Source organism: Mycobacterium colombiense (genome assembly GCF_001672755.1).
GTDB classification, from domain to species: domain Bacteria; phylum Actinomycetota; class Actinomycetes; order Mycobacteriales; family Mycobacteriaceae; genus Mycobacterium; species Mycobacterium colombiense_C.
In genome coordinates, this window is the sequence record NZ_LZKI01000090.1 from 26,110 (window position 1) to 36,824 (window position 10,715).

General features: G+C 66.5%; 10 protein-coding genes and 2 pseudogenes. 9 read left to right on the forward strand and 3 right to left on the reverse strand.

Going from position 1 to position 10,715, the window contains the following annotated elements; all coding sequences use genetic code 11:
- Nucleotides 1–38 precede the first annotated feature (38 nt).
- Genes A5708_RS13415 through A5708_RS13445 form a run of 7 tightly spaced genes read left to right on the forward strand, consistent with a single transcriptional unit; the run spans nucleotide 39 to nucleotide 7,813 of the window.
- Nucleotides 39–1,019, forward strand: a complete 981-nt coding sequence (locus tag A5708_RS13415) for a thiamine pyrophosphate-dependent dehydrogenase E1 component subunit alpha (protein WP_065029099.1) — start codon at nucleotides 39–41, stop codon at nucleotides 1,017–1,019.
- Between the two features lie 4 nt (nucleotides 1,020–1,023).
- Nucleotides 1,024–2,034 (forward strand): alpha-ketoacid dehydrogenase subunit beta, encoded by a 1,011-nt coding sequence (locus A5708_RS13420; protein ID WP_065029100.1) that lies wholly within the window; start codon nucleotides 1,024–1,026, stop codon nucleotides 2,032–2,034.
- Nucleotides 2,027–2,272 carry a biotin/lipoyl-containing protein gene (locus tag A5708_RS13425; RefSeq protein ID WP_065029101.1) on the forward strand — a complete coding sequence of 82 codons (246 nt, stop codon included), beginning with the start codon at nucleotides 2,027–2,029 and terminating at the stop codon, nucleotides 2,270–2,272. The genes A5708_RS13420 and A5708_RS13425 overlap by 8 nt, the downstream gene beginning before the upstream one ends.
- Nucleotides 2,273–2,277: 5 nt before the next feature.
- Nucleotides 2,278–3,150 carry an enoyl-CoA hydratase-related protein gene (locus A5708_RS13430; protein WP_065029102.1) on the forward strand — a complete coding sequence of 291 codons (873 nt, stop codon included), beginning with the start codon at nucleotides 2,278–2,280 and terminating at the stop codon, nucleotides 3,148–3,150.
- A gap of 8 nt (nucleotides 3,151–3,158) precedes the next feature.
- Entirely contained in the window at nucleotides 3,159–4,688 is a 1,530-nt protein-coding gene (locus tag A5708_RS13435) for an acyl-CoA synthetase (protein WP_065029103.1), read from the forward strand.
- Between the two features lie 33 nt (nucleotides 4,689–4,721).
- Entirely contained in the window at nucleotides 4,722–6,116 is a 1,395-nt protein-coding gene (locus A5708_RS13440; protein ID WP_065029104.1) for an aromatic ring-hydroxylating oxygenase subunit alpha, read from the forward strand.
- Nucleotides 6,113–7,813: an FAD-binding protein gene (locus tag A5708_RS13445; protein WP_065029105.1), complete on the forward strand. Its 1,701-nt coding sequence runs from the start codon at nucleotides 6,113–6,115 to the stop codon at nucleotides 7,811–7,813. The genes A5708_RS13440 and A5708_RS13445 overlap by 4 nt, the downstream gene beginning before the upstream one ends.
- Before the next feature lie 10 nt (nucleotides 7,814–7,823).
- On the opposite strand, the gene A5708_RS13450 is transcribed toward A5708_RS13445, so the two are convergent.
- The gene (locus A5708_RS13450) at nucleotides 7,824–8,666 is read right to left on the reverse strand and encodes an enoyl-CoA hydratase-related protein (RefSeq protein ID WP_065029106.1); all 843 of its coding nucleotides are present in this window, start codon (nucleotides 8,664–8,666) and stop codon (nucleotides 7,824–7,826) included.
- 118 nt (nucleotides 8,667–8,784) lie between these two features.
- Between A5708_RS13450 and A5708_RS13455 the strand changes: the two genes are divergently transcribed.
- Together A5708_RS13455 and scnC are read left to right on the forward strand one after the other, a co-directional pair.
- The gene (locus A5708_RS13455) at nucleotides 8,785–9,624 is read left to right on the forward strand and encodes an SH3-like domain-containing protein (protein WP_065029107.1); all 840 of its coding nucleotides are present in this window, start codon (nucleotides 8,785–8,787) and stop codon (nucleotides 9,622–9,624) included.
- A gap of 19 nt (nucleotides 9,625–9,643) precedes the next feature.
- Nucleotides 9,644–10,327 carry a thiocyanate hydrolase subunit gamma gene (gene scnC, locus A5708_RS13460; protein WP_065029108.1) on the forward strand — a complete coding sequence of 228 codons (684 nt, stop codon included), beginning with the start codon at nucleotides 9,644–9,646 and terminating at the stop codon, nucleotides 10,325–10,327.
- Here the strand turns inward: scnC and A5708_RS27985 are convergent.
- Together A5708_RS27985 and A5708_RS26805 are read right to left on the reverse strand one after the other, a co-directional pair.
- Nucleotides 10,300–10,584 (reverse strand): annotated as a pseudogene (locus A5708_RS27985) (thiocyanate hydrolase); the annotation flags it as partial. The gene scnC and the pseudogene A5708_RS27985 overlap by 28 nt on opposite strands.
- A 13-nt stretch (nucleotides 10,585–10,597) precedes the next feature.
- A pseudogene (locus tag A5708_RS26805) lies at nucleotides 10,598–10,715 on the reverse strand (thiocyanate hydrolase subunit gamma); the annotation flags it as partial.

A 10,715-nucleotide genomic window follows, 5' to 3' on the forward strand; every position in this document is an offset into this window, starting at 1 on the left:
ATGCCTTCAAACAGACTGCACCGCAACGGGACTGCGCGATGACCGACGACCGCTCCGTCCAACGGCGCCTCTACGCTCTCATGGTGCTGATGAAGGCGGCCGACGACCGGCTGTCCCAGGGCATCGCCACCGGGGAGTTCATGTGCGTGTATTGGCCGTCGCGCGGCCAGGAGGCGATCGCCGCCGCGATGGGTGTCGCGCTGCGGCCCGACGATCAGCTGGTGACCACCTACCGCGGGCTGCACGACCTCATCGGCAAGGGGGTGCCGCTCGAGGAGATCTACGGCGAGATGATGGGCCGCACCGTCGGCGCCGGCCGGGGCAAGGGCGGAACCATGCACATCGCCAAACCCGAGGTCGGCGTGATGCTTTCGACCGGCATCGTCGGGGCCGGTCCGCCGGTGGCCGTGGGGCTGGCGATGGCCGCCAAACGCAAGGGGCTCGACCGGGTCACCGTGGTGAGCTTCGGTGACGGTGCCACCAACACCGGTTCCTTCCACGAGGCCGCCAACATGGCCGCGCTCTGGGATCTTCCGATGGTGTTCGTCTGCCAGAACAACCTGTATGCCGAGATGACACCGACCGCCGACACCATGAAGCTCGAGCGGGTGGCGGATCGGGCCACCGGATACGGGATGCCGGGTGTGCGCGTCGACGGCAATGACCCACTGGCGGTGAAGGACGCACTCGACGAGGCCCTGCGGCGGGCCCGCGACGGCGCCGGTCCCACCTTCGTCGAATGCGTGACATTCCGATTCCGCGGCCACTATTTCGGCGACCGGATGCCCTACATACCCAAGGAACAGCTAGAAGAAGCGATGGCCGCCGACCCGGTGCCGCGTTTCCGCCGGCGCCTCGCCGAAGCCGGCGTGTGCGGCGAAGAGGAGCTCGCCCGGCTCGACGACGAGGCGCTCGCGACGGTGGAATCCGCACTGCAGACCGTGATGAACGCGGATGCCCCGTCGGCGGACGAGCTGGACCGAGACGTGTACGCAACCCCGATCAAGTACCCGGTGTAAAGGCATGGACGACAAAGAGATGACGATGCGCGAGGCGCTGAACCTCGCGCTTGATCAGGCGCTCGCGGCCGACGATCGGGTGTTTCTGCTCGGCGAGGACATCGCCGATCCCGGCGCATCCGGTCCGACCGCGGGGCTGTCGACGAAATACGGCCACGAACGCGTGCTCGACACCCCGATTTCGGAGGCCGCGATCCTCGGTGCGGCCATCGGGGCCGCGATCGACGGCCTGCTGCCGGTGGCCGAGATCATGATCATGGATTTCATCGGCATCGCCGCCGATCAGCTGATCAACAACGCCGCCAAGCTGCGATTCATGACGGCCGGACGCACATCGGCGCCGATCACCGTTCGCACCCAGGTGTACGCCGGCCTGGCCACCGGCGCAACGCATTCGCAGAGCCTGGAAGCGTGGTTCATGCACATCCCCGGGATGAAGGTGATCGTGCCGTCGACCCCACGCGACGGCAAGGGACTACTGACGTCGGCGATCTTCGATCCCGATCCCTGCCTGTTCATCGAGACCATCCGGTTGCAGGGCAAGAAGGGGCCCGTCCCCGTCGAACCCGGCTTCTCGATTCCGTTGGGCCAGGCCGAGATCAAGCGGCCCGGCACCGACGTGAGCCTGATCGGCTACGGACGCTGCGTGCACGATGCGCTCACCGCCGCGGTCATGCTGGCCGAGCAGGGTGTCAGCGCCGAGGTCGTCGACCTGCGCACCCTGGTCCCGCTCGATGTCGAGACCGTCGTCGAATCCGTCCGGCGCACCCGCCGGGCCGTCACCGTGCACGACGCGGTCCAATTCGGCGGCCCGGGAGCCGAAATCGCCGCGACGCTGTCAACCGAATTGTTCGGCGAACTCGCCGCGCCGATCGAGCGGGTCGCCGCGCGGTTCGTGCCCAACCCGGCCGCGGCGGCGCTCGAGGCACAGGTGTATCCATCGCCGGCCCGCATCGTGGCAGCGGCGCTCGCCACGTTTAGGGGCACCCTGGAAAAGGCGAAGGTGCATGGCTGACTTCATCATTCGCATCCCCCGGGTCTCCGTGGCGGTGTCCGAGGCCGAACTCACCGGGCTGCTCGTCGGCGCCGGTGAGCACGTCGAGGCCGGCACACCCATCTACGTGATCGCCACCGAGAAAGTGGAACAGGAGATCGAAGCGGGGGCAGCCGGCACCGTGCGCTGGACGGGCCAGGTCGGGACCATCTACGACATCGGCGCCGAAATCGGCGTCATCACGACGAGGGAAGGGTAAGCCCTATGGATCTCAACGAGACCCGCGAGAGAATCATCTACGACAAAGAGGGCCCGATCGCCCGCATCACCCTGAACTGGCCGGAGAAGGCCAACGCCCAGGACCAGAAGCTGGCCGAGGAGGTCGACGCCGCGCTGGCCGACGCCGACCGCGACTACGACATCAAGGTGCTGGTTCTCAAGGCCAACGGCAAGGGCTTCTGCTCCGGGCACGCGATCGGCAACAACGCCGTCGACTACCCGTCGTTCGTGGAGAACGCCATGGTGACGGGCCACCCGTGGAAGGCGCAGTCGGACCTCTTCGTCAAGCCCACCCTGAACCTGTGGGAGTTCGCCAAACCCACCATCGCGCAGGTGCACGGCTACTGCGTGGGCGGTGGCACGCACATGGGGCTGACCACCGACATCGTCATCGCGTCGGAGGACGCCTACTTCTCCTACCCCCCGCTGCAGGGGTTCGGCATGCCGTCGGGCGAATGTTCCATCGAGCCTTGGGTGTTCATGAACTGGCGTCGTGCCGCCTACTACCTGTTCACCGCGGAGGTGATCGACGCCAAGAGGGCCTTGGAGGTCGGCCTCGTCAACGAGGTCGTCCCGCGCGACCAACTCGACGATCGTGTCGATGCGATCGCCCGCCACATCGCCCAGGCACCGTTGACCACACTGATGCTCACCAAGGCCAACCTGAAGCGGGCCTGGGAGCTGATGGGCATGCGGGTGCACTGGCAGAGCTCCAACGACCTGGTCGCGCTCGCCTCGATCAGCAAGGACGTGCAGCAGCTGATTCAGACCGTGTTCAAGGACAAGGTGCTGCCGTCCGAGCATGCCCGCCGCCAGGCCGCGGCAGCCGCCCAGACAGACGGCGCCGCAGCGACATAGGCCCACCGGTGAACATCGCCGATCACGCGATCGCAGCCGCACAGGCGCCGGCACTGGTGACCGACGGCGGCGCGATCTCGTTCGGCGAACTGCATGCCCGCAGCCAACGGGTGGCCGCGGCGCTGCACGAGGTGGGGCTGCGCCGCGGCGACGGCGTGGCCCTGGTCCTGCCGAACCGACCGGAGTTCTTCGAAATAACCTGGGGCGCTCAGCTTTCTGGTCTTTACTACACCGCCGTCAACACCCATTTCCGGCCGGACGAGGTCGGCTACGTCATCGACGATTCGGACGCCAAGGCGGTCTTCGTCGATGCCTCGATGCCCGAACTGGCCGCGCACATCCGCGAGGCCAACGCCGCGGTGATCGCCCACATCGCGGTCGGCGGACCCCTGCCGGGCTGGCGATGCTACGAGGACGCATTGGCGGCCGCGGGCGACGCCCCACCGGCATCGGACGGGTCGGAGATGCTCTATTCGTCCGGCACCACCGGACGGCCCAAGGCGGTGCGACGGCCGCTTCCCGCCGACGGCAACGGATCCTGGGCGCAGTCGGTCCTCGAGATGGCGCTCATCCACAAGTACGGGATGGGCCCGTCGAGTGTGTACCTGTCCCCCGCGCCGCTGTATCACGCGGCGGGGGTGAACTACACCATGGCGGCCAGCCGGGTGGGCGCCGCGTCGATCCTCATGCGCAGGTTCGACGCCGAAACGGTGTTGAGTCTGATCGAGACCCACCGGGTGACCCACGCGCAGTTCGTGCCGACGATGTTCGTGCGCATGCTCAAGTTGCCCGCGGCGGTCCGGAAACGCTATGACGTGTCGAGCCTGCGGTGCGTCATTCACGCGGCGGCGCCGTGCCCGGTCGATGTCAAACACCGGATGATGGAGTGGTTCGGACCTATCATTCACGAATACTACGGTGGCACAGAGGGATTCGCGGGGACCACGATTGGGCCGCAGGATTGGCTCGCGCATCCCGGTTCGGTGGGGATCCCGATGGCCCCGGTGCACGTGGTCGGCGAGGATGGCCAGGAACTGCCCGTGGGCGAATCCGGCGAGCTGTATTTCGAAGGCGGGCCCGACTTCGAATACTTCAAGGATCCCGCCAAGACCGCATCGGTATACAACGACCGCGGGTGGCGATCGCTCGGCGACATGGGCTATGTCGACCGCGACGGCTTCCTGTATCTCACCGACCGGTCCACGTTCATGATCGTCTCCGGCGGGGTGAACATCTACCCGCAAGAGGTGGAGAATCTGCTCGTCATGCACCCGAAGCTGGTCGACGCGGCGGTATTCGGGGTGCCCAACGACGAATTCGGCGAAGAGGTCAAGGCCGTCGTGCAGCCGGCCGACGGCGTGGTGCCCGGACCCGAGCTCGCGGCCGAACTCGTCGAATACTGCCGGGCTCACCTGGCCGGGTACAAGTGCCCGCGCACCGTCGAATTCGGCACCCTGCCCCGCGACCCGAACGGAAAACTGTACAAGAGACGCATCCGCGACCGTTACTGGCAGGGACGGGTATCGCGGATCTTGTGATGTGACACAAGGGATGACGAAATGGCTGTAGGAATGGGCAACGAGATCTCCAGCACGCGAACCCCGCGTCGGCCGGGGGCGAATTGGACGCCGCTACCGGTGCCGTGGGCGGTCCAGACCGCCGATCGAATTCCCAAGCAGCGCTACTACGACCCGGAGTTCTATGCGCTGGAAGCGGAGATGTTCTGGCCACGGGTGTGGCAGATGGCGTGCCGGCTCGAGGAGATCCCCAAGCCCGGCGATTTCGTCGAATACGAAATCCTCGACGAGTCCATCATCGTGGTGCGGGTGGATAGCGACACCGTGCGCGCCTACCACAACGCCTGCCGCCACCGCGGCGTGAAGCTGGTGGAGGGCAACGGGAATCGGCGCACCTTCGTGTGCCCGTTTCACGGCTGGTGCTGGGGCATCGACGGCCGCAACACGTTCGTCCTGCGGCCCGAGGAGTTCGCCGCGGAGAACATGGCCGACGACGACCTGCAGCTGGTGTCCGTGCGCTGCGAGCTGTGGGGTGGTTGCGCGTGGATCAACCTCGACGACGACGCGCCCGCATTGCGTGACTGGATGGAGCCGTTCGCGACGATCTACGACGCGTGGCAGGTGGACTCGCTGCGCGTGGAGTGGTGGCAATCGTGCCTGCTGCCGGTGAACTGGAAGCTGGCGACCGCGGCGTTCATGGAGGGCTACCACGTCCCGCAGACCCACCCGCAGCTGCTGCCGTCCGCGCAAACCGGCGAGCCTTCCGCGGCAGTGCATCCCGTCGTCGCGAGCAGCCTGTATTTCATGCGCACGCTCGGTAACGGGATGGGCGGCATGACGCACGAGAACGACATCCGCATCGCCGAGGGCTTGCAAAACATCGAGTTGCCGGCCGATCCGGCCGCGGCGATGGCGGCGTGGCGCAGCGCGCTCAACGATGCCGTCGTCAACTGGCACCGCGCCCGCGGCAGCGGCATGCCCGATCTCAACGACCTGGTGCGCCGCGGGATCACCGACGCGATCGGATTCGCCTTCCCACACCACTTCATCCTGCCGACGTACAGCAGCGCATCCTCGTATCGCATCCGCCCACTGGGGCCCGAGGAGACGCTGTTCGAGATCTGGTCTCTGACGCGGTTCCCGGCGGACGCGTCGGCCGGCAAACCCAGGCCCCCAGAACCGATGGCGCCCGACGATCCGCGCTGGCCGCCCATCCCCGCCCAGGATTTCTCCAACCTGCCTCGGCAGCAGAAGGGGTTGCACTCCAAGGGCTTTGAATTCATGCGCCTGTCCGACCAGATCGAGGGCCTGATCTCGAATTTCGAAAGGGTCATCGACGGTTTCTTGGCCGGCCTGCCCTATGCCGCCCTGCTGCCCGCCATCCAGAAGACCAACACCACCATCGATGTACCGATCGCCGACCTCGGCTTCGGCTCGGAGGCGCCATGACCACCCGGTGGGACCACTCCGCGGACCTGGTCATCGCCGGCAGCGGCGGGGGCGGCATGGTCGCCGCCCTGGCCGCGCTGGACTGCGGCCTGGAACCGCTGGTCATCGAAAAGCAACCGCTGGTGGGCGGCTCGACGGGGTTGTCGGGCGGCATCGTCTGGCTGCCGAACAACCCGTTGATGCGGGCGGACGGCATCGCTGACTCACACGAGGACGGGCTGGCCTATCTGGCCGACGTGGTCGGCGACATCGGCGCACCCTCCTCCCCGGAGCGACGCGAGATGTTCCTCAGCGCCGGCTTCGAGATGATCAACTTCCTCACCCGCAAGGGTGTCCGACTGATCCGGTGTGCGGGCTGGAGCGACTACTACCCGAACCACAAGGGCGGCAATGCGTCCGGACGCGCCGTCGAGGGCATCCCGTTCGATGCGGCGAGGCTCGGCGTGTGGCGCGACAAGGTGCAGCCGCCGCTGGCCAAGAACTACGGATATGTGGTGCTGACCAACGAATTACGGTCCGTTCAGTATTTCAACCGCGCGCCCCGCGCCTTCGCCGTCGCAACGCGGGTGTTCCTGCGCACCGCCCTGGCGCGGGCCCGCCGCCGCCGGCTCCTCACCAACGGCGCGTCGCTGATCGCTCAGATGCTCAAGGCGCTGATCGATCTCAGCGGCGGTAATCCCCCGCTGTGGACCGAAGCCGCGATGGCCGACCTGGTCGTCGACGACGGCCGGGTGGTCGGCGTGCGTGTCATGCGCGACGGGCGGCCGCTGAACGTGGAGGCCCGGAAGGGAGTCCTGTTGGCCGCCGGCGGTTTCGGCCACAACAAGGAGATGCGCCGCCGGTACAGCGGTGACCAGCCCAACGAAGGGAAGTGGTCGATCGCCAACGCCGGCGACACGGGCGAGGTGCTCGAGGTGGCGATGCGGCTGGGCGCCGAGACCGACCTGCTGGACGAGGCATGGTGGCTGCCTTCGGTTTTCATCGCCAACGGCGGTGCCGTCGCCGCGTCCCTGGGGTCCGGACGCCAGCGCCCCGGCGCCATCTACGTCGACTCGGCCGGCAGGCGGTTCTGCAACGAGTCCAACTCCTACGTCGAGGTCGGCAAGGCGATGTATGCGAACAAGGCCGTGCCGTGCTGGATGATCTTCGACGAGGGATACGTGCGCCGATACGTCACCAGCGCCAATCCCCTGAAGCGAAATCAGCCGCTGCCCCCCGAGCTGATCGAGTCCGGCGCGGTCAAGCGCGCCGCGACGATTTCCGGCCTGGCCCACGAGATCGACCTTCCCGCCAACGAATTGGCGGCCACGATCCGGCGGTTCAACCAATTCGCGGCCAGGGGGCTGGATCCCGACTTCGGCCGGGGTCAGTCGGCCTACAACGACTGCCTCGGCGACCCCGGATACCGGCCGAACGCCGCCATCGGTCCGCTGGACACCGCCCCGTACTACGCGACTCGGGTGCTCCCCGCCGACGTCGGGACGTGCGGCGGGGTGATCACCAACGAGCACGCCCAGGTTCTCGGCGAAGACGATCGGGTGATCGAGGGCTTGTACGCGACCGGCAACACCACCGCGACCGTGATGGGGCGGACGTATCCGGGGGCCGGCGCGAGCATCGCCAGCTCGATGGTGTTCGGGTACGTGGCCGCCCGCCACGCGGCGGGACGCAAGCTCGCCGGCGAGATGAGCCGCTAGGCGGTCACCGTCACGTTGGCGGCGACTCGGGTTTGTCGACGAACTCGCGCGGCTTCATGCCCGACTGCATCAGCTCGGCCCGCCGCGCCTGCACGTCGGTCGCGGCGCCGACCATATTGGTCAGGATGTGGCTGACCTGCAGATGCACCCGCATGCCCATCAATTCCCACGCACGCTTGACGTTGTTTTTGACCGCCATCAGTGTGGTCAACGGGATTTGGGCGATCTTGCGCGCCATCTCCTCCACGGTGTCCTCGAGCTGGTCGCGCGGGACCACCCTGTTGAGCAGGCCCCACTCGAGGGCCTGCTGCGCCGACAGGGTCGGCGCGAGCAGCAGCCAGTCCATGGTGCGGTGCCAATTCATCAGCAGCCACGGCTCGATCATCGTGTGACCGCCGGGCTCGCCGAGGCTTTGGGCAAGTGGCATCTGGAAATACGCGTCCTCGGAAGCGACACAGAAGTCGGTCAGCAAGCCGAGATAGATTCCGCCGCCCATGCAATAACCGTGGATTTGCGAGATGGTCGGCTTGGGGAATTCCCACAGATACAGCGTCGGCCATAAAAAGAGATCGGCGGTGCCCTTGTACAGATCCTCGAAGGTGTCCCCGAAATCCGGATAGGGGTTCTCGTCCGGATCCCAGCGTGCCACATGGCCGCCGCAGAATCCCTTGCCGTTCGCCTTTAGGATGACGACCTTGATGTCCTTATCGCGGTCAGCCTCGTGCAGGCAGCTGTCGACCTCGCCGACCAGCACCGCGTCTTTCGTGTTGGCCTTGTCCACCCGGTTCAGAATGATCCGCGCAATCGGCGGTTCGCGTTCGTAAATGACCGCTTCCAGGACGCGCCGCTCCATCCTGGTGACATTACCGGAGACCGCAATAGTGGCGAATTCGCTTTGTGGTTGCGCAATGTTCGCGGGAGGAGTGAAGTGTATGCAGGCGCTGCACTAGTCCGTGACGAATGGAGCTGGGATGACGACTCCGTCGGACCGAGCGGCACAGCTCGACCTGATAGCCCGGCTGCAGTCCTCCTACCCCGAACTCCCCGACGCTCCCACGCCGGATCTCATTGACCACGAACGGTTCAGGGCGTACGTCAAGACTCCGCACGACGTCGGCGGCGAGCCGGACGCGCCCATCGAATACGAGAACAAGCAGTACGAGATCTGGGAGCACAACACCTACGTCCTGTGCGAGGTGCTCGGCTGGCGTGGGATCTGGTTGTCCGAGGAACGACGCCGGATGGGCAACGTCGACCTGGGCCGCACCATCTATCTCGGCCTCCCCTACTACGGGCGGTGGCTGCTGGCGGTCGCACGTGTCCTCGCCGAGAAGCACCACGTCGGCCTCAGCGAATTGGCCGAACGCATGGCCGAGGTCAAGGCCCGCTATGCGGAAGGCGTGCGCGGAAATGCCTTGCAGGCCAAGCCCAAGTCCGAGGGTGACCCCGCCGCCGTCACCCGCAACCGGCACCACCTCCACGCCGTCGGCAAAGGCGACCCACAGGTGTTCGCCGGCCAGGCCGGCACGCCGAAGTTCAGCGTCGGCGACAAGGTCGTGGTGCGGGATCTGCCCGTGCTGCTCTACACCCGCACCCAGGAGTACGTGCGCGGCGCGACGGGCGAGGTCGCGGTCGTGTCCTATGAAAGCCCCGCCGCCGAGGACGAAACCTGGGACGGGCCAGCCCAACAACCCGAATGGTTCTACATCGTTCGGTTCAACCTCTCCGAGTTGTGGCATGGCTACACCGGACCAGGCAATGACACGCTGCAGACCGAGCTCCCCGAGCGGTGGCTCGCCTCGGCCGAATAGCGTCGGAAAGGACCGCAGCATGACCGCCCACGAGCACGACCACGAGCGCACCGCCGCACCCATGGTGGACGAGATCACCGACTTCGAAGTCCTCGAGATCGCGCTGCGTGAATTGTGCATCGAGAAGGGGATATTCACCGCCGAGGATCATCGCCGCTTCACCGAATTCGCCGAACAGATCGGCCCCACTCCCGCGGCGCGCCTGGTGGCGAGGGCCTGGCTCGACCCCGACTTCAAGGAGCTGGTGCGCTCGGATGCGCTCGCCGCCAGCAAGGAGGTCGGTGTCGACTGGCTGCAACCGACCGGATTCGGAACACCGAGCGACTTCACCGCCCTGCACGTGCTCGAGGACACCCCGACGCTGCATCATGTGATCGTCTGCACGCTGTGCTCGTGCTACCCGCGCCCGATCCTGGGTAATTCGCCGGAGTGGTATCGCACACCCAATTATCGCCGTCGCATCGTGCGCTGGCCGCGCCAGGTACTCGCGGAATTCGGCCTGATCCTTCCGGAAGACGTCGAGATCCGGGTGGAAGATTCCAACCAGAAGCACCGGTTCATGGTGATGCCCGTCCGCCCGGACGGAACGCAGGGATGGACCGAGGACCGACTCGTCGAAATCATCACGCGCGATTGCCTGATCGGCGTTGCGCTACCCAAGCCGGGGGTGACGACCAACGCCACCAAGCGGTTCTCCGGATAGGGCAGGTCCGAGTAGACCGTCGCCGACAGGGCGTCCTCCTCGTCGCGGCGATCGGCGAAACCGAGCAGCTGCGCGCCGCGGTCGCTGTGGTCGAGCGCATCACAGATCCCGTCCAGGCTCGTCTGCCAGGGTGGTACCGGGTTGTCGACGCCGTACTTGGCTGCCATGCGCCTCCAAACCTGGTTGCGCTCAACAATTTTCGTCAGCATCGCGACGACTGCGTCCTCGGCGGGCTTCGGGGTGTGTGCGGTGCTCATCTCTTGGCTCGCATCAGTCGTCGACGGGGTGGACGGCCGGACGGGTATGGGTGATGGCGTTGGTCGTCACCCCCGGCTTGGGTAGCGCAACGCCGATCAGGCAATCGCGCGTGATGATTTCGACGAGTCGG

Coding starts and splice junctions, on each gene's coding strand:
- A5708_RS13415 (WP_065029099.1), top strand. CDS start 39: ATGACCGACGACCGCTCCGTCCAACGGCGCCTCTACGCTCTCATGGTG.
- A5708_RS13425 (WP_065029101.1), top strand. CDS start 2,027: ATGGCTGACTTCATCATTCGCATCCCCCGGGTCTCCGTGGCGGTGTCC.
- scnC (WP_065029108.1), top strand. CDS start 9,644: ATGACCGCCCACGAGCACGACCACGAGCGCACCGCCGCACCCATGGTG.
- A5708_RS13455 (WP_065029107.1), top strand. CDS start 8,785: ATGACGACTCCGTCGGACCGAGCGGCACAGCTCGACCTGATAGCCCGG.
- A5708_RS13450 (WP_065029106.1), bottom strand. CDS start 8,666: ATGGAGCGGCGCGTCCTGGAAGCGGTCATTTACGAACGCGAACCGCCG.
- A5708_RS13420 (WP_065029100.1), top strand. CDS start 1,024: ATGGACGACAAAGAGATGACGATGCGCGAGGCGCTGAACCTCGCGCTT.
- A5708_RS13445 (WP_065029105.1), top strand. CDS start 6,113: ATGACCACCCGGTGGGACCACTCCGCGGACCTGGTCATCGCCGGCAGC.
- A5708_RS13430 (WP_065029102.1), top strand. CDS start 2,278: ATGGATCTCAACGAGACCCGCGAGAGAATCATCTACGACAAAGAGGGC.
- A5708_RS13440 (WP_065029104.1), top strand. CDS start 4,722: ATGGGCAACGAGATCTCCAGCACGCGAACCCCGCGTCGGCCGGGGGCG.